This window comes from Pedobacter humicola, from assembly GCF_056490705.1.
In genome coordinates this window covers 216031-236543 of record NZ_JBWJIG010000001.1, presented here as the reverse complement: position 1 = coordinate 236543, position 20513 = coordinate 216031, and the positions used below count along the sequence as shown (strand labels likewise).

Annotated in this window: 13 protein-coding genes; 1 reads left to right on the top strand and 12 read right to left on the bottom strand. The window is 40.3% G+C overall.

Going from position 1 to position 20513, the window contains the following annotated elements; all coding sequences use genetic code 11:
- The first annotated feature begins 1021 nt into the window (after nt 1-1021).
- Nucleotides 1022-1819, top strand: a complete 798-nt coding sequence (locus AC04Q1_RS00960) for a M12 family metallopeptidase (RefSeq protein ID WP_478360960.1) — start codon at nt 1022-1024, stop codon at nt 1817-1819.
- Nucleotides 1820-1895: 76 nt separating this feature from the next.
- Here the strand turns inward: AC04Q1_RS00960 and AC04Q1_RS00955 are convergent, their stop codons facing one another.
- The 12 genes from AC04Q1_RS00955 to AC04Q1_RS00900 form a co-directional block, all read right to left on the bottom strand.
- Complete coding sequence (locus tag AC04Q1_RS00955) at nt 1896-2510, bottom strand: class I SAM-dependent methyltransferase (RefSeq protein WP_478360958.1); 615 nt, start codon at nt 2508-2510, stop codon at nt 1896-1898.
- A gap of 206 nt (nt 2511-2716) precedes the next feature.
- Nucleotides 2717-4207: a family 43 glycosylhydrolase gene (locus tag AC04Q1_RS00950; RefSeq protein WP_478360956.1), complete on the bottom strand. Its 1491-nt coding sequence runs from the start codon at nt 4205-4207 to the stop codon at nt 2717-2719.
- A gap of 304 nt (nt 4208-4511) precedes the next feature.
- Complete coding sequence (locus AC04Q1_RS00945; RefSeq protein WP_478360954.1) at nt 4512-6692, bottom strand: glycoside hydrolase family 2 protein; 2181 nt, start codon at nt 6690-6692, stop codon at nt 4512-4514.
- 100 nt (nt 6693-6792) lie between these two features.
- Nucleotides 6793-8295 (bottom strand): alpha-L-fucosidase, encoded by a 1503-nt coding sequence (locus AC04Q1_RS00940; protein WP_478360952.1) that lies wholly within the window; start codon nt 8293-8295, stop codon nt 6793-6795.
- A gap of 24 nt (nt 8296-8319) precedes the next feature.
- Nucleotides 8320-9912: a beta-N-acetylhexosaminidase gene (locus tag AC04Q1_RS00935; RefSeq protein ID WP_478360951.1), complete on the bottom strand. Its 1593-nt coding sequence runs from the start codon at nt 9910-9912 to the stop codon at nt 8320-8322.
- Nucleotides 9912-11327, bottom strand: a complete 1416-nt coding sequence (locus AC04Q1_RS00930; protein ID WP_478360949.1) for an alpha-L-fucosidase — start codon at nt 11325-11327, stop codon at nt 9912-9914. The genes AC04Q1_RS00935 and AC04Q1_RS00930 overlap by 1 nt, the downstream gene beginning before the upstream one ends.
- A 34-nt stretch (nt 11328-11361) precedes the next feature.
- Complete coding sequence (locus AC04Q1_RS00925) at nt 11362-12786, bottom strand: hypothetical protein (protein ID WP_478360947.1); 1425 nt, start codon at nt 12784-12786, stop codon at nt 11362-11364.
- Between the two features lie 134 nt (nt 12787-12920).
- Nucleotides 12921-13211 (bottom strand): hypothetical protein, encoded by a 291-nt coding sequence (locus AC04Q1_RS00920; protein WP_478360945.1) that lies wholly within the window; start codon nt 13209-13211, stop codon nt 12921-12923.
- Between the two features lie 85 nt (nt 13212-13296).
- The gene (locus tag AC04Q1_RS00915) at nt 13297-13689 is read right to left on the bottom strand and encodes a hypothetical protein (RefSeq protein ID WP_478360943.1); all 393 of its coding nucleotides are present in this window, start codon (nt 13687-13689) and stop codon (nt 13297-13299) included.
- An 83-nt stretch (nt 13690-13772) separates the two neighbouring features.
- Nucleotides 13773-15596: a RagB/SusD family nutrient uptake outer membrane protein gene (locus AC04Q1_RS00910; RefSeq protein ID WP_478360941.1), complete on the bottom strand. Its 1824-nt coding sequence runs from the start codon at nt 15594-15596 to the stop codon at nt 13773-13775.
- 17 nt (nt 15597-15613) lie between these two features.
- Nucleotides 15614-18739 carry a SusC/RagA family TonB-linked outer membrane protein gene (locus AC04Q1_RS00905; protein ID WP_478360939.1) on the bottom strand — a complete coding sequence of 1042 codons (3126 nt, stop codon included), beginning with the start codon at nt 18737-18739 and terminating at the stop codon, nt 15614-15616.
- Nucleotides 18740-18756: 17 nt separating this feature from the next.
- Complete coding sequence (locus AC04Q1_RS00900; protein ID WP_478360937.1) at nt 18757-20508, bottom strand: RagB/SusD family nutrient uptake outer membrane protein; 1752 nt, start codon at nt 20506-20508, stop codon at nt 18757-18759.
- Nucleotides 20509-20513: the final 5 nt, after the last annotated feature.

Here is a 20513-nt window from a genome sequence, read left to right as displayed (position 1 = left end):
TCCTGCCCTCCCAATATTCTCTTTTGCGGTTCTACAGGTGGGAGAAAAATTCCACTTAACAGGAAAACAACATCCTCCTGCCCCTCCGCAAGTTCGTTTGTACGATCAATAAAAACATCTTCCTTAAAGTGATAATATCCAATCATCACGTGCAACTCGTTGCCCCATGAAAAACCGGTGATATAGCTTGAGTCTCTACTTTCGGGGGATATAGATGTATCAGTCCTCCATCCTGGCTCCTGTCACTTTTGTAAATTCATGCACGATGCCCGAACCCTTATCTGTAATTGATATTTTCATTCACAACTATTTTAATGACGTAGGCAGCTATTTTATCCACAAAGGTAACAACAATTTTGTGTAGAATTTATTTGATGTATTAAAATAAAAATACGTGTTGTTAGATAACAAACAGGTAACCATCATAGGTGGTGGTCCGGGAGGGTTGACAGTTTCCAGACTTTTACAGGGTAGAATGTATGCATGTTGATGATGCACAAGACAAAATGCTAGCGATGTTAAATCAAGTTCCATAAAATCATTAAAACATAATTTAAGTCTTCGAAATTTAGGGACTTAAATTATTATGATTGACACTAACATCGACCGAATTCAGTCTTCATGTAAAATTCAACATAAAATACCGTCTAAATATTCCTAATTACAAACATACACTAGATTTGGTGTAAAAAAGCAAATTTTATTTTCATTTAAAGCATATCCCCTTCTATATTTGATTATTCATCCCGAATAATATTTACTGTTACTAACAAAAGACCGTATTATGGAGGATATTTTCATTTCTACAAAGGCCCAGGGCCAAAAACCAACTGTTTCAGGGAAACAATTAAAGCAGCCAATCGGCATGCTATAATCTCGTAAAAGAATACTTTCAGCCTTTTAATATTGCTGTTTAACCCTGCGTGGGATTTTTCCTCAACCGTATTTCCACTGTATTTTTCTAACCAGCTTAATCTATAAAAAACATAAACCTATTATTAACATTTAAAACCAAAAACCTATGAAAAATTATTTTTTAAAATCAAGCCTCTTGCTAGCGCTGATCATGACCATGACCATAAGCTGTAAGAAAAATGTAGAAGAAACAATCCCCGACAACACTGATTTAAAAACTGAAAAAACAGAACTGCATGATGCTTTCAGTTGTAAAATGCTCGTTAATAATGATGGCGGACCAGCAACTGAAGCGAACGGCTACGCCAGAAAAAGATGGGTTAATGGAAGTATTGTTAAAGTTCGTTTCATTGGAGGATCTACCTTGTTTCGTAACAAAGTAATACAATATGCCAAAACTTGGGAGCCTTATGCCAACATTACGTTCTCATTCGTTGCCGACAATGCAGCCGCTGATGTTAAGGTTGCTTTTGAAGATGATGGTTATTGGTCTTATATGGGTACAGATTCCAGAAGCGCTACAACATCAATGAATTATGGGTTCGATGCTAGTACAGATGAAACTGAATTCAGAAGAGTAATCACTCACGAATTTGGTCATGCCCTGGGATTGGAGCATGAACAATCACATCCTGATTCCAATATCCCATGGAATAAACAAGCAGTTTATAATTATTATATGGGTTCTCCAAATTTCTGGACTAAATCAGAGATTGATTTCAATGTGCTTTCCGTAAACTCCAGAACTGGTTTAAACTATAATGCTTACGATACGAAATCGATTATGCATTATCCTGTTCAAGCACGCTTTACAACCAACAATAAAGCAATTGCGTCAAATAACACCACCATTTCGCAGGGAGATATTGCCTATGTGAGAACCTATTATCCAGGAAGAAATTAAATCCATTTAAATTTCAAAATATAGATTAACTTAATAAAGAGATGTTAGATGATTATTAGCATCTCTTTATTTATTGCTACTTTCTACATTTAATCAGGTAAAAAGATTGGTTTTCTTCAATTTCGGTAATTTCAAATAAGCCAGCACCACTAAACTCAGAAGTTATCGATTTTTGATCATAAAAGAACAGTGGAACTCCTTCTACAATTTCATAACGGTCTTCACTGATCAATTTTCCTTGTCCATAGGTATGCGCTATTTTAGAAATTGCTGTAAAAACCATATAACCACCGTCTCTAAGCTGATGATAACAATCACTGATCAACTTTTTTCTTTCATCACCATCCAATAAATGGATCAGTGCGTAACAAAAAATGCCATCATACTTATTTTGGTCAAAAGGCATATTGGTTACAGAGCCATGGTAAATTACCATATCTGTACCATAATGTTTTCTGGCCATCTCGATAGCCGTTTTGGATATCTCAATTCCGGTAACACTTATTCCATCATCTACAAAAACCTGCGCATTCCTACCATAACCAATTCCTGGAATCAGTATGTTTTTTACTGATTTAGTCAGGAAGAGATCCTTGGTGAGCACAGCAGATTTTGCAGGTTCAAAGCCCCACATTTCTTGTTTATCGCCAAATGCAACTTCCCAAAATTCGGGTTTATCGCTTTCTTCCATTCAGATTTACTTAAATTATTATTGAGCGCAATATAGCAAGAGTAAGTAAAACTATTTATGGGCATTGCCATACCGAAATCATTAGGAGTTGTACAATGCCTATCGGAGATATTCCTAATGCTTTTCTAATTTGCTGAGTGCCCCAAAATCCCCGCCTCCGCAGGGGGATGACGCATGAGTGATTTAGACGCGACCGCCGATTGGAATTATTTGATATTGAAATTGATTTTAAGTTTTTTACCCTGCTCTACTTCAAAACTTTCACCCTTATCCTTACTGATCGAAGCCATTTCTTTCGGTTCAATTATAGTACTTGAAGCCAATCCATAACATCCTTTCGTAGTGCTAGAATAGATTACGGCAACATATTGCTGGTTTTTCTTTAAGGGTACATTTGTTTTCACCAGAATCGGTTTTGCTGACCAGCCCATCTCTTTTTCAGAGATACTCACTTTTCCGATAGCCGTCCCATTAATTTTTCCAGCGGCCGCGGGATAAAAATCCATGTTCAGATCCTGATCAGGATAGCCACTTTTTAGCGTCGTAATCTCTACGGATTTTAAGGTACCAGACTTTGTCGCGGTGAAAGATTGCGTGCGCTGTAGTTTTAAATTAATATCGCAAGTGGCCAGATAATCTTCTTCATCTAAAGCTTTATGCGTTACATTACTTTTCTTTATAGCGAAAGTTTTCAAACATTCCATTGGGTTTATAGCACCATCGGCCGCAAACGTCAAGGGAGCCCAATAAAAATTAGCCAGCGCTTCGTTTTTCGCTGCATTGTTCCATAAATCACTTCCATAAAGATAAATGGTTTCAGAATTGATTTTCATGGTAGACACAAAAGAGGGTTGTCCACCGCAAGAGTTATCGCTAATCTTTTTGCCTTCCGACCAAGGGCCTAAAACATTTTTTGCAGTGCGGTAAGAGGTTCCTGTACCCGAGCAATAACCACAATTGGGATCAGAATAGGTTAAGTAATACATCCCCTTTCTTTTAAATAATGCCGGTGCTTCTGTTTGTCCTGGTGTGATAGCCTTAACAACTTTACCGGTACCTGAAAGATAGTCGGCCGTTAGTTGTTCTATTACTATCGTTCCTTTTGTTCTCCAATCGGTAAAAGCCAGGTATCCTGTTCCATCATCATCAATAAAAAGATCGTGATCGCCATTGTTTAAACCAGCGGCAGGCATGTTGCTGTTGATGGAAATTTTGGGTTCAGGTTGTTCTGTAAAAGGTCCTATCGGTGATTTACCCGTAAATACCCTATACCCGCTCACATTATCGTACACATTGATCCACAACACATAGGTTTTATTTTTTGAATTGAAAATGACATGCGGACGGAAGCAACCATAAGTTTTGCCATCGCAGCGCGATTGCCATAAAGGTGTACTCGCATCAAATAAATAACCTTCATCTTTCCAGCTCACCATATCTTTGGAAGAGTAGGTTTTGAAACCACAAAAGGGTGCTGTTTTGTTGTTCCATTCGAAACCACAGTCGTAACTGGTGCCATATAGATAATAAGTTCCTTCGAAATAAGCAATTTCACCATCATGGGCATCAACAGCTTTTCCCATTTGATCGAATTTCGTAATCTGCTTGCCATCAGGGTTAAAGTTTTTAATTTCCTGGGCGTGCAAAGCACTACCAAATAACAAAACTATCAATATTACCGTTGAAATTTTTCTCATTATACGATTCTAAATTATCACTAAACGTTGAATCAAATGTAAATTAATCATAAAAATTAACCTTGTAGTTTTTGATAAAAAGTTTGTGCTTTTTGGAGTCACCATCGGTTAAAGATAGCTTTAAATGAAACGGAAAAGGTTAAGATTGCGCAGCAACATCCATCGCTACGCCATCATTAACTAATCAAATAAATGTGCTGCAGCAAGACCTTTGGATAACCATCCCAATATACAGTCGAGCGCAGTTGGCAAATCTGGACTAATCAACCAAATTACAGGATGCCAACTCATTTACATTTAAATATTACCTATTGAAATCCCAGCTGATGCTGTCTTTAATGGTCTTACCACCTTTAATGATGGTGGTTTCAATTATATTTTTACCTTTTTTCAGATTGATATTCTCGAATCTGTACAATACGTTCCCATCAACCAATTTAGGTTCGGAAGCAATTTTCCTTCCGTTTAAATAAAGTTTCGGTGCACCTATATTTGAATATACCACCACATCGGTAACCTGATGTTTACGCACTGTTGCCCTTCGTTCAGTTAAATATAGTACAGGTGTTTTACTCCAGTTGGCCTTATACCAGTAAAAAGCGTCTTTTTTGATTTTCCTATCGAAAGAAACCAGGCCTTTCATGTTTCGAGCTGGCATACTGCCACGGTTCCACATTGGGGTAGCGAAATCGAACATATTCCATACATAGGAAGCCAATATATAAGGATGTTTTGCCAAAATAGGCCACTGGATTTCGTGGGTTTTTGTTTCGTAAGTTTCAGGATAATCGGGCAAGGTATAATTATAAGTATCCTTTAAATCGGCCTGTTCCTGCTGGTGAAATATATTCCCATCTGCACCATATTCAGATAAAATGACCTTATTATTCGGATATTTTGTCTCCAGATCTGTAGCCCATTTTTCTAAACCACCAATTTTACCTTCATACCAGCCATAATAACGGTTCATTCCCTGTACATCTGCATTGAGATTGGTTGGCCGTTCCATTTCACCATAACCGCTCACCGTAATCGTATAGCGGTACGGATCGAGCTGTTTTGCCAGATCGTTTAAATCGCGCGTTAATACCGCAGGAAAATCTGCAGGAGTTTTTCCGTACACTTCATTATGCAGGCCCCACAGGTAAATGGAAGGGTGATTGTAGTTCTGCTTAATCAATTCCATTAATTGCTGTTTGGCGTTATCTCCCTCCTCTCCTGAATAAGTATTTACAAAGGGGATTTCGGCTGAAATCACAAAACCCATACTATCGCATTGCGAATACAGATATTCTGCCTGTTGATAATGCGCCAGGCGGATAGTGGTAGCGCCCATTTCTTTAATGATATTTAAATCTTCTTTGTGCTGTGCATTGCTCAGGGCATTGCCATATTGCCACCGATCCTGATGCCTGGATACGCCATACATATTGTAGCGTTTTCCGTTAAGCATCATTCCTTTTCCAGCTACCAGTTCAAACTTACGGATACCCAAAGGTTGCGTAACTTCATCTATTACCTCCTTATCCTTAATAATCTGAGTAACCACTTTATAGAGATATGGATTATTAAAACCGTCCCAGAGCGTTGGGTTCTGAACAGTTAATTGCTGTACATAATCCTGTCTGCCCTGAGTGTTTACAGTATAGCTTTTTGTCTGGTGTGCCACATCCTTCCCAGCTTGATCATAAATGGTGGTTCTGATCGATGCATCCGTTGCTACGGCCAGTTTGTTTTCTATTTTCACTTCAACAGCAATATCGGCCGATTGGGCTGAAACATTTTTCTGCGAAATATAAATCCCAGGCGAAGCGTAATCGGTGGTTGTAATGTTGAGTTTATTCGTCGCGATCAATTCAACGGGACGGTAAATCCCACCGTATATACCAAACAGGAAATGGTTTACAGGAATCACATCTCTTTTAGCAGTATTGTTGGCCTTAACCACAATGGTGTTGCTTTTACCAAGGTTTACCGCATAACTGATATCCAGACAGAAGGCACTATAAGATCCTTTGTGTTTACCAACCAGTTTATTGTTGACATAAACCTCGGCCAACTGGCCTACACCTTCGAACTTTAAAAAAAGCCGTTTGTCTTTGTACTCGTTTCCAAAAAGAAAATCCTTTTTATAAATCCCTTCGCCTTCGTAAAAGTTTTTTGTGGTCTGCATATCCACAGCATTCCAGGTGTGCGGAAGCGTAACTTTCTCCCATTTCGTTTCGGAACTGTCTTTCGTTTTTTTAAACGACCAATCGGCATTAAAAGGCAAAATAATCCTGGCCTGCTGTTGCGCCGATGCAAGGCCAGCTGTTAAGGTAAATAACGTGATTAAAAGTATTTTTCTAAATCTGGAAGTATCTATCTTCATTCTTCTTTGTAAAATTGAGGTTTCTTCACCCTCAAGTGGTTTCAATAATTTATATAAGGGCTGTTTATGTCCTTCGGCAAGCTTAGGATGACAACTCTGTTGAACATTCGTCATTTCGATCCGATAACTATCGGGTGGATCATGGCAGAAGAAGAAATCTTTGAATGACGAACGCAGATTCCTCCATTACTGTCGAAATGAAGGATCATCTCAGCTACATCTTCGCATCCATCAACTTTGCCGATTTCGCTTTAGGCGCAACCAGTTTCATCTTGATCACAAAGGCCCTGTTGGTTTGGAAATCTTTTGGTAGCGTTACATCATAGTAAGTATTCTTATCCAGATCCAATCCAATATCTGACTGTTTTAGCGGTAAATTTTTGCCATCCACTAAAAGCGCCGCATTGCCAGGAACCTCTTTTGCATTTTTAGGTACGGCAATACGGATAATATTATTCACGGGTCTGTTGAAAACGGTTAGATAAAGATTATCTTCTTTTTGTGTAAAATAACCCAATCTGGAAGGTGTGAGTGCCGCATGGCGTACACCGTAAACGGCTTCGGAGTTGACTTTCATCCATTCCCCGATTTCTTTTGCAATTTTATCTTCTTCCGGATGCATGTTACCATTGCCATCAGGGCCAAAGTTCAACACAAAATTGCCATTCATGGATACCGAATGCATTAACATATCCAATAAGTCATCGGTAGTTTTAGTATAAATTCCTGACCAATCTTTCATATAACCCCAGCCATTTGGTGGAATGGTCATTACGGCATCCCAATCGTTACCGTTGAGCCATTCAAATTCTGCAGGCAGTTTGCGCTCCCAGCCTTGTTCGTAGTCGCCCAGAATATTTCCGTTCGAATCAAAATGACGTGATCCATGTTCATCATTGCGGAAACGGGAACCAATAATTAATCCAGGATGTTTTTCACGGAGTTCCTTTTCCAGGTTATAAGTAAATTCGTAGGCGCTTTTCCACGAAGCATCCCAGGTACCATCAAACCAGAATCCTTTAATTTTAGGATAATTTTCCAACTGTTCTAATAACTGGTTGCGGGTGTATTGCAGAAATTTATCAAATTTTGCTTTCTCTCCATCTGTTTTTGGTGCCTTGCCCATATAGTTCGGATTGTTCCACTCTAAGATTGAAAAGTATAGATAAACATCGATGCCTTCGGCGGTATAGGCATCTATAATCTGTTTTACAATATCTTTTTTGTAAGGAGATGCTGAGATGCTATAATCTGAATATTTCGTCGGCCACATGGCAAAGCCATCGTGGTGTTTGGTGGTAAATATAACATACTTTGCACCCATATCCTTTGCCTGTTTTGCCCAGCGCTTCGCATCGAAATTCTTCGGATTAAACTGTTTGTATAGGTTATCGTAGGTTGTTGTCCAGTCTTTCGGCGCTGTTGGGCCGCCCCAGGAGCGGATCCATTCTGAGGCTGCTGCACCTCCTCTTGCACTCACCCCATTCCATTCGTTACCAGCTATGGAATAAATGCCCCAATGGATAAATTGCCCCAAACCATAACTTCGGAAAGCCTGCATATCGGCATCTGTACGGTGTGGAGGAGTTAATGTCCCAAATTTAACCTCCAATTCCTTGCCCGGTTTGTGCTTTGGTCCGGTCCACTGAGCATCTGCCTGGTTTGTAACAATAATAGAAGCTACTGCAAGCAATGCAGACCTTAATATATTTTTCATATTCAAATTTTATGCGTCTTCTTGTTAATCTTTATAGTTTAATGGTTTCTTTCTTTTTACGGGTATTTCCGGATTCTGTAATGGCCTTGAGGGGTGATAATAATACAAACCTGCTTTGCTGTAAAGGGCCAGATGCTGAACTAAATTCTTTTCGAAAGCTTTAAAATCTTTGCGGGTTTGCCGTGTCCATGCTGCTTCTGCCAGGGCTGCAATACGTGGAAAAAGCAGGTAGTCTAATCTATTGTTGTTATCTACAGTTTCAGTCCAGAGGTTAGCCTGAATACCTAAAATCAGCGATTTTTCTTTTGCATCTGTGGCAAAAGATTGTGCGTCGAACTGGTATACCTGTTCGATTGGATTGTATAGTTTATTCCATTTTCTACCATATTGGTGGGTGCTGTCCTGAACAAAATCGAAATATAGAGGTAACCTCGGACATAAAACGGTTGGATAACCCTTGCTAAAAGCTGTCCGAAGCTGTCCGGGTTTTTCCTGTCGCCACCAGAGCATGATGGTCTTATCTTTTGGGAGTTCCACATCGGCCATCTCATCCCAAAAGATAGCTTTAGCATTCAGGTGATAAAGTGAATCGGCCATCCGCTGCATAAAATAGTGTTCTACCGCAGCATCATCTTTAAGCTTTTCACGGTCACGGAGTTTCAAAATATCAGGATTACTTTTCCATTTTTCATTTCCATAACTCACTTCATCACCTCCCAAATGAATCAGTCCGGCAGGAAAAAGCACATTACTTTCTTTTAAAATACTGGTTAGATAACTGTATGTTTTCTCCAGGCCAGGATTAAAGGTGAATTCCGGATGCCCTGCCGAACCGCCCCCAGAATATTCCGGATAAGCTTTATTGGCCGCAGTGGCATGACCAGGCATATCGATCTCCGGTATTACCTTAATGTACCGTTCGTTTGCATAAGCCACAATTTCTTGCACATCTGCCTGTGTATAAAACTGGGCAGGTAAATCAGGATTTAAATAATCGCCAATACCGCCAATAAGTGTTAAGTTAGGGTATTTCTTGATCTCCAATCGCCAGGCCGGCTCGTCAGTTAAATGCCAGTGGAAGATGTTCAGTTTATAAAAAGCCATCCAATTGAGAATGGATTTTACTTTCGCTTTCCCAAAGAAATGACGTGATTCATCAAGCATGAAACCCCGCCAGGCATAAGCAGGTGCATCGGTTATTTCAGCAACAGGAATTTGATTGTTCTTGTCAGTCAATGCCAGTTGCAACAGCGAAACTAAGCCGTAAAAAATGCCCTTAGGGTGACTGGCAGAAACAACAATCTGTCGGGGTTTTATGCTGATGTGATAAGCAGATGAATCTACCTGCTTTTTTTCTGGTTTCAACACCAGAACAATACTCGCTGACTCCACCTTTTGCTGAACAGTAATTCCTTTTTGGTTTAATAATTCGTTCTGAAAATAATAAGCAATCATTTTTAACTGATTGTTATTGTAGCCAATGGTACTGCTATTATTGAGTGTAAAAAAGCCATTGCCAGGTAAAAATTTATCAGGCATAGGAATAACACCCGCTTGCTGTTGAGCAAAAGCGTTTGAATAAACAAAAAATATACTTAATATATATAGTAACCTCATTAATTGGTTGTTATTTTCAATACATAGACAGGAATCTCACTTCCATTTTTAAAATCTGAAGGTAAATTAAGTATTAACTCTTGCTCATTTACCGACCATTTAACTTTCTTTTTGCTGCCCAGTAGTTCTATGTTTTTAACAGATAGGTTAGTTTTATTAATTTGCTTTAAAACCACTTCTGAACTTTGCCAGCTTCGAAGAAAAACATATACCGATTTATCTTTCGCAGTATAATATACATCTGGAGTTATTGACTTTGGCGTACCATCAAAAACAGCATCTTTGATGGTATTTATATGCTCTTCTATTGTGTTGTTTTCTTTATTGGCTTTAGTATTTTCTTTTACTGCTAACCATGGATGGCTATCGTAAATGGCTTCATGATTAATATTTATCCATTTACCGATTGCTTTTAACCTTGCGGTTGCCCAATCGGGAAATGTTCCGTCGCCTTTTGGGCCCACGTTTAATAATAAATTTCCACCATTGGCGACAACTTCAACCAAATGGCGTACCAATACCTCGGGTGATTTCCAAACACTATCGTGCCTGTTGTAACCCCAGTTCTGCCCAATGGTTAAACAAGATTCCCAGGCCTTTTTTGATGATGGCGATAAGGACTGTTCGGAGATCGAAAAATCACCTAATCCATTACCGATCCTATTGTTTACCAAACAGTTTGGCTGCAGTTGATGAACCAAGGCTTTAAGTTCAGCGCTTTCTTTTTTGCTAATCAGTTCGGGGGTGTCGAACCATATTGCCCCAATTGGGCCATAATTACTTAAAAGTTCGGTAATCTGAGGTTTAACCTTTCTTTCAAAATAGTGGTTAAATACTTTTGCGTCTTCATTTGGATAGTCCCAGGTATTGCTCCTGCCCGCTTTTACCGGCCAGTTGGTTGGCACATCGGGGTCTTGCCAGTCTCGACCTAAAGAATAATACAGGCAGAGTATAATGTTGTATTTTTTGCAGGCTTTTGCCAGTTCGGCAATCGGATCTCGTTTAAACGGACTTCTTTTCAGGATATTATAATCGCTACTGACCGAATTGTACATGGCAAAACCATCATGGTGTTTGGCGGTAAAAACAATATACTTCATGCCAGTTTCTTTGGCTTGTTTAACCCATTGATCTGCATCAAACTTTACCGGACTAAACTGATCAGCCATGCTTGCATACTCCTGTACCGGAATACGTTCGTAGAGCATAAAATGCTCCCCACCCTTTACTTTGTGGCCTTTCCAATCGCCTGCCGTTTGAGCATATAAGCCCCAATGCAGAAAGAGTCCAAACTTTTCAGCTTTAAATTTTTCCAATGCATTATTTTGCACTGTTTGCCCAAGCAATAACTGGGCAAACAGTACAAATAACAAGCTTATAAAAAGCGGTTTTCTCAATTTTATTTTATCTTTCAAAACGTTCAGCACAAGCTTTTTATAAATATAATCATTAAAGGGCAATCACTTTTATGGATGATGCCTTGTCGTTAAAGGTAGATACGTACGTGCTTGATGAGGTTAATTCAATACTGTTTCCGGTAAAGTTATCTCCATCATACATGATTACCTTTACGCCCAAACCTAAACTAACAGATGATACATCGTTATTGCTAATGCCACGACTGATCAGATCAGCAGTTGTGTATTGGCCAACCGGTAAGCTTACACCATAACCACCGTAACTTGCATTCTGATAAAATTTAGCAGAACCGTTTGCTCCAATCTGTGGCACCCCATTCAAAAACGAAAAGGAGTAGTTTTTGCTCACATTATTTCCATTTTTCAATAGTAATTTCACCCTAACATTATAAGCCTCGTTATTTTTATAATAAAGTTCGTTAAAAGGAATTGTTGTTGAAATGGTATTTCCGGTACCAGGATTAGATCTCCAGGCAACAGCATTATAGTCGGCATCACTATTGCCCAAATCCGGGTCCATATAAATCAAAATATCATTTACATCTTTATTACTTGTAAATGAGCCGGTAACATTGAAAGCCTGTGTGGTTGCATTGTACGCAAACTGGGCATCGATCGTTGTAGTGGCTGCTTCGTAAGGTATTTCAGTTGGTAAAGGGTTTTGGAATATTTCATTACGGTTTAAAATAGCAGCATCCACTTCGGTCAAGAAAGTCGGCTGTCCTTTACTAAAGGTTACATTGCCCGAGCCCATTAATGAAGTGCCTAAGGTTGGTTGTTCTGAGGCGTATTTGGCATGATCGTGCGGTAAATTTAGTCCGTGACCCAATTCGTGCAGCATACCGCCCAGTAAATTTGATGTTGCATTAGGAATTTTATCTACCGCCATGTTTGCATTATCCACCGCAAAACAGTTTCTGCCATAGCCATAAAATGGCTGATCACCGCCATCGGTTCTATTGGGCAATAAAATCAGCGTATGGCTCGAATTTGAAAATTCAGAAGCATGCGTGGCTTTGTAGGCCGCAATTTCGTTCAGGATTTTGGTAGCAGAAACTCCCGAATCGTAAGGATAGGCCGATTGTGCAAACTGTGCCGGTATTTCAATAAAACGTACCAGTCCGGTAGAATCTATTTTAGGAAGGCCCATATACTTATCGTACCCATACCGTAACATTTCGGTATGAAACCAGCCTTGAAAGTGCACGAGCAAAGATGTCAAGCGGGTTTTGTAATCCGACAGTGCCGGATTATCCGTCGGCACAAACATCACAATGTTCAGGTTTTTGGTGTTGCTTACAAAACTTGGCGGCGTGGTTCCTGTTAATGCCAGCGTTTTGGGCTTTGTATTCACCGTTTCTGGTTCTGAAACTGTTGCTTTTTTACAAGCGCTCATTAAAAAGCCACTCGAAATCATTAAAAGCAAGGCAAAGCAAAGTTGTTTTTTGTTTCTCATTGTTTAAAGGTTTAGGATTAATTGGTTATTGGTTAACTGTTGAAATTGGTTAAAGCCGCCAAAGGCCGAACTCCAAGTGCAAGGCTGTTCATTTGTTCACTGAGTTGAGGTACCCGTTCCAATCGATTGGCCGGTTAAAATGTAACTTTCAATACACGTCCCATCTTTCCCCCATTTTTTTGTAACCCTTCAGGTACTGAAATCCGCAGCCCTTTATGGTCTTGCTTCCACTCCAGTCTCTGATCTGTTTCTTCCAATTGCACATCTTTTACCACTAACTGATCATTTGACAGTGAGATAATAATCAATTCGCCGAACTCGGTCTCATTCAAAAAAATCTGTAGCTCATCATTCTTCCCTGAATAAAATAGAATGGGTTCGAGTGTTCTGATATTGGTGGCAGGGTTTATTTGTTCATTTGTCATTGGTACACGGTAGATAGTTCTTGGCTTATTGGTTAATCGTGTTGCCTGCCCTAAATTAGGTGCAGGCAACTGGTATCAATCTCACTCAATAATACTCGCTTATAGTGTAAGCTCCCCGCTCCGGATCGGTTCCATCAAAGCCTGTTTGTGCAGTTAAGGCCACAGTATAACGTTTATAGCTTTGTGATGGAATATCAAATATGACGAACGAGCCGTAAACCTCGTAAGCAGATAAGGTACAACCACCATAAGTGCTGTCAATAGTTACATAAGCATTGTTGAAGGTATTGCTGGGGTCTTCAATCAATACTGATTGTGCACCTGTGGTTGGATTTAAGGTTACCGTTACATAATACTGCGACTGATCATATGCAGTAGTTAAAATCTGTGCAGGTGGTTGTACACATTGCGCTTTTATTTCGCTATGGATAGCGAAGAAACTTAAAAAGAAGGATAAGATTAAAATAGACTTTTTCATATTAATTTATTTAATGGTTTGAAATCTGGAAACATATCAATTACCTAGCGTGCTATTAAAGGTTGCCAACCGGCACAACTCCATTACCAGCCCGGGTTCTGCAACAACAATCCTTTGGATTTTAACACCTCACTTAACGGGATAGGCACGAAATACATGGCTGGTGCTAAAAAATTCATTGACAATGCATTTTCATAAGTATAAGCGAAAGGATAAGTACTCCCAGCTGTATTCGGCCTTCCTTTAGCCAATAATAAACTGCCGTTTTCAGTAATTTCTGCTGTTTTCCATCTGCGGGTATCGTAATACCAATGTCCTTCACCATAAAATTCTACACGATATTCATTTCTGATTATAGTTCTTAACTCTGCCTGTGTTACCCCAACAGGAATACCATAACGGTTATCCGATCCTGGTGTAATACCACCTCGATTTCTGATTTTATTTACCTCTGTTACGGCTTCTTCAATTCTTCCCAGTTCGTTTAGCGCTTCTGCATATCCCAAAATCATCTCAGCCAGACGCATCATCGGCAAAGCCCTTGCTACGGTTAAACTTGCAAAAGGTAAACGATCATTACACATTTTGCGGGTATAATATCCGGTTTTGGTATGATATGACTGGATGCCATCACCAACCGCATTATTATTGGCATCAGTATAAATATTTATGGTGGTTAAAGCTGTTGTAGACCTACTGGTCATAGTAGCCTGATTGTAAATAATAGAATTATAAAATCGTGGATCACGGTTTTTATAAGGATCCAAAATATTATAACCTGATGAGGCGTCACTGATCAGTTTTCCGTTCGCCATTCCAAATGCGTCAACCACATTCTGGCTTGGATTCATTGATGTTGTAGAGCCTGTACCCCTTGCTGTGATAGACCAGGGGAAAAACGGGCGCTCTAACCCTCCATTGGTATCAGATGCATTGGCAGCAGCTAATGCCAGATTATATACAAAGATAAATTCGCTGGTTTTTCTCCCACTTGTAAAGAGTTTAAAAAAACCGTCCCCTGCCTTGGTTGCGTTATCTACAATCAGGGCATATTCTGGTAAATCCATAACCGCCTTACAGGCGTCGGCTGCCTTTTGCCATAAAGCAGGGTCGTAACTGGCCGAATAACAGATCAGAGGGCGTATCGATGCATCAGAAGCCACAGGGCTGCCATTAAACAATGTGCTTGCCGCAGTGACCAAAAGTCTGGCTTTATAAGCCTTACATGCTCCTGAAGTAGCTCTACCATAATTAATGGCCTCCAGCGTAGCGGCATCTGGTAAATCAACAGCTGCCTTATCATATTCTGCAGCAATATAATCTACACAGTCTTTGTAGGTATCACGTTTATAATCATAGGTCGGAAAATCATCACTTACATCGTTACCTACCAACTGTACCCCACCATAATACCTTACCAACATCTGATAATAAAATGCCCTTAAGAATTTAGCCTCAGCAATTAAAACTTTCTTCCTGGAAGCCGAAATAGGCGAATTAGGCACATTCGCTATAAATTTATTCGCTGCCCTGATCTTTTTGTACATCAGTGTCCACATGGCCAGCAAAGGATGACTGGAACTGGTACAAGTTCCTTTTAAAAAGGCATCCTGTCCTGAAAAACCGCTTGCAGCATTAGACGACAGGGTTTCGAAGGCATCGTTCCAATCGCTGCTACCAGGTCCGGCGCCTGACACACCACCTATGGTATTCCGGTAAGGATGGATATCCAAACCAGTATTCCAATAAATATTATTAAGAAAATTAAAGGTCATGGTACTGTCGGCAAAAACATTCTCTTCCGAAAGCACTTCTACCTGCGAATCAAGGAAACCGCCTTTCTTGCAGGAGAATAACAACATCACCACTACCGATGCCATTGTTATTGTAAATATTTTAGTTTTCATATCTTTTGATTTAAAAGTTATAGTCCAAATTGTATCCCAAAATTCAATACACGTTGTTGAGGATATTCTCCAGCTGATGCCGTTAATGCCGACTCAGGATCAATAAATGAGGGGATTTTAGTATAAACAATGCCCATATTGTAACCGTTGGCATAAACCCGGATATTGTTTACATGTAGTTTTTTAGCAAAAGAGGAAGGAACCCTGTAACCCACTTCAAAATTCTTCCACCTGATGAAATCGCCCTGAACAAACCAGAAGGTCGACCAGTAGTTCCCCGAACCATCAAATCCATTTTGCACACTGCCCGAAAGTTCTGGAAATGAAGCTGTACCAGCCGTTACGGGCGTCCATCTGCCCAAGTTCCAGGGAACCGAAACCCTATCTGGCCGTGCATATGACAGTGCTCCCCTGTTCATGTTGATGATATAATCGAATGAACCCTGGAACAGTGTCGACACATCGAATCCTTTGTAAGAAAAACCAAAACTTAAACCTCCGGTATAATTTGGATTATTATTGCCGATGTATTGCTTGTCATTGGCATCAATTATACCATCGCCGGTTAAGTCTTTATATTTTATTGAACCCAGTTGCAGGGTGGACAAGGGAACGGAAGCTGCTAAACGGGGTGCATTGTACAGATCGGATAAACTTTCATAATAACCATCAGCTGTGTATTGAAAAACAGCGCCGACAGGCTTGCCGGTTAAGGCCAGTCCGTCATAAAGGTAAGCTGGCTCATCTCTGTATAATACCTTGTTTTTGGCATAGGTAACATTTCCATTTACAAAAAACTCAAAATTTGCGCCGATTTTATCCCGATAGGTTAAATCGATTTCATAACCCTTATTACTTACCCGTCCTAAGTTATAAGGCGGTAATGTTGCACCAAAAGATGCGGGTATCAGGCCCGGGGTAGTAAAAATATCCTTTGTCTTTTTGTTAAAATAATCCAGGGTCAAAGACAGTTTGCTACCGAAGAACTTGGCATCTAAACCCACATCCAAATCATTTACGGTCATCCACTTTACGTTTTGGTTAGATAAAGTTGGTTCTACAATACCGGTATAAGACTGTGGCGTTTCGCCAAAAACAATACCGCTTGCACCGGTTGAGTAGCTTTTTTGATAAATCAAACTCGATACACCGATGTTGTCGTTACCCGTTATGCCATACGAAGCCCTGAGTTTTAAGAAACTGACAAACTTTAAATTGTCCTTGATAAATTTCTCCTCACTGATGTTCCACCCAATACTGGCTGCAGGGAACCAGGCAAAACGGTTGTTTTCGCTAAACCTGTCTGACCCGTTATAGGCTGCAGTTAAGTCTAGCAGGTATTTCTGTTTATAGGCATAGGTGGCCTTACCAGTAAAGCCCTGAATATTGTAGGGATCGATTAAAGTAACCGTGGTTGTTCCTACCGGTAAAATATTGGTACGTGTTTGGTTAATCAACGCTACTGCAGCCACATTATGATCACCAAAGCTGCGGTTGTAATTCAAACCTCCACGGATGGTTGTGGTGCGTTTTGTATCGTTAAAAGTTGTACTTCTGGTTAAAACACCCATTCGATAGAGATTGGGCGTAACCGGATTGTATTTCTGCGTAGCCGGATCATAACTATAAGCTAAAATTTCGCTTGATGCGCGCGTTAGGTTTCTGCTAAAGCTATAATCGCCAGTGTACGATACCAGAAAATTTGCCGATAAGCCAGGTGTAACTACATCCAGCAATTGGTTGGCACTTGTAGCTGCCGCGATATTATTATTATAGCCGCGGTTATAACCCGAATACATTAAGTTGGCTACCGGATTCGGTTTGGTTCCCGTTGCGGCAGAACTGGCGATTAAACCATTTGGCCAATATATCGGATAAAGGAACGAAGAAAGCTCGCCGTTCCATAAATATTGAAATATGGTACCGCCATTGTTCCACGGTTTATCGTTCGGCTCGTTGGTAACCCCAAATTTACCTGAAAGATCGATCTTGATCTTTAAATTTTTATTGGGCGTAATATCCACATTCGACCTGAAATTATACCTGTTGTATAAATAGTTGGAGTTATAGCCCTGATCTTCTGAAAAATCTTTAAATAAACCGCCCTGATATAGGTAACCCAGGTTGACAAAATATTTTACCTTTTCGGTACCACCTGAAATGTCGAAGTTTATTTTGTTTTGCAAACTCACCTTTTTAATCACCTCATCCCACCAGTTTACGTTTGGATGGTTATAAGGATCATCGTTGGTTAAATAATGCTGCAGGTTGTCACCTGAAAAGAAATTTGGATATAAAGTAGCCGGGTTATTATACAGACCAGCTAAACGCTCGCGAAATAAACTCAAGGTAGTAAAACCCGAATTCACCACTGGGCGTTGTGTAGGCATCTGTAGCCCGCTTTCATTTTTGATATTTAATGCAGGTTTTCCACTTTGTCCTCTCCGGGTAGTAATAATAACCACACCATTTGCACCCCTGATCCCATAAACTGCTGTAGTTGACGCGTCTTTTAATATGGTTACGCTTTCTACTTCGTTATTATCGATGGAACTGATCTGGTCGGCACTTACTTCTACATCATCAACAATAACCAGTGGAGTAGTACCACCAGCGTAGGTACTGATACCCCTAATCTGGAAAGCAGCACCGTCATTTCCCGGCTGACCACTACGCTGTTGCGAAAAGAAACCCGGTAAACGGCCTGCCAGACTGTTCTGTAAACTTGCAGATGGGCTCTGACGGATTTTTTCTCCGGAAATGGAACTTACCGCTCCGGTAACCGTTATTTTTTTCGCCGATTGGCCTACGCCCAGTACCACCACGTCCTCTAAGCCCTTGGCATCATCTTTTAAAATAATGTTAATAGCGGATTTTGAGGATACATTGATTTCCTGTGAAAGATAACCAACTGATTTCACCACAATAATACCTTGGTTACCTCTTAATTTTAAACTGAAACGGCCCTTTTCATCGGAAGAAACACCATTGCTTGTAAACTCTTTTTCAAAAATGGTGGCTGCAGGAATGGGTCCATTGCCATCACTCACTGTTCCCGTTATTATTTTACCTGTTTGTGCGAATGCCCTGTTGCAAACCATAAGCACAACAAACAAGATGATTGTTTTTATAATTTTTTTCATGTGATTTGTGCTAATTTTTACCAGTTAGGGTTCTGAACCATTGCTTTATTTGAAATCACCTCATTTAATGGAATTGGAAACAGATAACCTTTATTCGCGTCAAATTTAGTCGCAGCAGCATCTACCGTTTCGTAGTTAACCACGCCGCCAGCCGTGGTACCCTGAACGCCATGAAGCATTCCATTAAGTACTGTTTCAGCAATTTTCCATCTTCTGATATCCCAGAAGCGATGCTCTTCAAAAGCAAACTCTACTCTTCGCTCATGCCTGATCTTATCGCGCATCTGTATTTGCGTTAAACCTGCGGGCAAGACTGGCATGCCTACACGCGTTCTGATGGCATTAATGGCTGCGTAAACGCTTGCATCTGCTCCAACAGCCTCATTCTGTGCCTCAGCATAGTTTAACAGAATTTCTGCGTACCTGATAATCGGAAAGATGTGAGGATAATTGGAATAAGATGTCCCGCTCGAATTGCTGGTCATAAACTTGCGCATGTAATAGCCGGTTCGGGTTTCGCCTTTTGTTACCCTTCCATATCCGAAAGGTCTATCCAGCCCACCATCGTAAGTCTGCACTTTTCTGTTCAGCCAATAAAGACCGTCGAAGGTAATGGTTGCAGGAAAACGCGGATCTCTGTCGTAATAAGGATTAGTGGCCGCATAACCTGAACCTGTTTCAGTAATCATTTTGCCATTACTCATTTCATATTCATTAACCAGTTCCTGAGTTGGATTCGTTTTTCCTGAAGATGCGGCACGCGTGTAACCTACCGGATCATTAAGCGCTTCAACGGTAGAGTTGCTCGTGGCCATATAAGGCAAAATAATTTCGTTGTTACTTGCCGTGGTAAAAACGCTTAAAAACTTGTTCACATTGGTTACATATGTGGCAAGTGTTGCTGCTGGTGCCACACCTGCAAGTGTCGTTGTGGTATAATGCGCTGTTGTCGCTGCGTTATTTAACGCATAGGTAAATTTAGCTGCTGTAACACTATCCATTACTGCTTTCGCAGCGGCAGCTGCAGTTGTCCATTTGGTCAGATCGTTTGAAGGGTTGTTGAGCGGGCTGGCGGCATATAAGAGCAATCTGCTTTTTAATGCCATGGCTGCCCCACGACCAAAACGCCCGTAAAAGTTTGCAGCGAAGGTACCATTGGTAGACGCATTTGCAGTTAATAGATATGGCATCGCAGCATCCAGCTCAACTAATATATAATCTACGCATTGCTGGTAGGTATTGCGAGGAACATTAATGGTTTCTTCCGCTGTAAAAACTTTATCACCAATTAGTGGTACCCCTCCCCATCTTTTAATCAGTTCGAAATACGACATTGCCCTTAAACAACGCGCTTCTGCTTTCCACCTGTCTTTATACCCTTTAAGGTTTAAGGGCACAACATCGATATTGGCCAGAAAGATATTTGTTTTCCGGATGTTGGCATAGTTTTTTGCCCATACGTTGTCCACGACATTTGAAGGACTTATCCCATCGTTACTATAATATTGCACTGCATCGCCTACGGCATTTGGCAGGGCATCATCTGTCCCTGCATCCAGTAGATTGTTGGTGATTCTGTTGTATCCATTGGGCAAACCTGAGTAAATACTGTTTAGAAATTTCTCGGCATTTACCCCCAGGGAATCTGTCTTATCAAAGATAATTTCCTGACCAATGAGTTCTAAAGGGGTATCTTCACTTAATTTTTTACATCCCCATGTTCCACATAATACAGCAGATACTAAGGATATTATAAAATATTTTTTCATAAATC

What these genes read in the sequence shown, in the direction of transcription:
- AC04Q1_RS00915 (WP_478360943.1), bottom strand. Translation starts at nt 13,689, where the DNA reads ATGAAAAAGTCTATTTTAATCTTATCCTTCTTTTTAAGTTTCTTCGCT.
- AC04Q1_RS00905 (WP_478360939.1), bottom strand. Translation starts at nt 18,739, where the DNA reads ATGAAAAAAATTATAAAAACAATCATCTTGTTTGTTGTGCTTATGGTT.
- AC04Q1_RS00900 (WP_478360937.1), bottom strand. Translation starts at nt 20,508, where the DNA reads ATGAAAAAATATTTTATAATATCCTTAGTATCTGCTGTATTATGTGGA.
- AC04Q1_RS00925 (WP_478360947.1), bottom strand. Translation starts at nt 12,786, where the DNA reads ATGAGAAACAAAAAACAACTTTGCTTTGCCTTGCTTTTAATGATTTCG.
- AC04Q1_RS00935 (WP_478360951.1), bottom strand. Translation starts at nt 9,912, where the DNA reads ATGAGGTTACTATATATATTAAGTATATTTTTTGTTTATTCAAACGCT.
- AC04Q1_RS00955 (WP_478360958.1), bottom strand. Translation starts at nt 2,510, where the DNA reads ATGGAAGAAAGCGATAAACCCGAATTTTGGGAAGTTGCATTTGGCGAT.
- AC04Q1_RS00940 (WP_478360952.1), bottom strand. Translation starts at nt 8,295, where the DNA reads ATGAAAAATATATTAAGGTCTGCATTGCTTGCAGTAGCTTCTATTATT.
- AC04Q1_RS00910 (WP_478360941.1), bottom strand. Translation starts at nt 15,596, where the DNA reads ATGAAAACTAAAATATTTACAATAACAATGGCATCGGTAGTGGTGATG.
- AC04Q1_RS00960 (WP_478360960.1), top strand. Translation starts at nt 1,022, where the DNA reads ATGAAAAATTATTTTTTAAAATCAAGCCTCTTGCTAGCGCTGATCATG.
- AC04Q1_RS00945 (WP_478360954.1), bottom strand. Translation starts at nt 6,692, where the DNA reads ATGACGAATGTTCAACAGAGTTGTCATCCTAAGCTTGCCGAAGGACAT.
- AC04Q1_RS00920 (WP_478360945.1), bottom strand. Translation starts at nt 13,211, where the DNA reads ATGACAAATGAACAAATAAACCCTGCCACCAATATCAGAACACTCGAA.
- AC04Q1_RS00950 (WP_478360956.1), bottom strand. Translation starts at nt 4,207, where the DNA reads ATGAGAAAAATTTCAACGGTAATATTGATAGTTTTGTTATTTGGTAGT.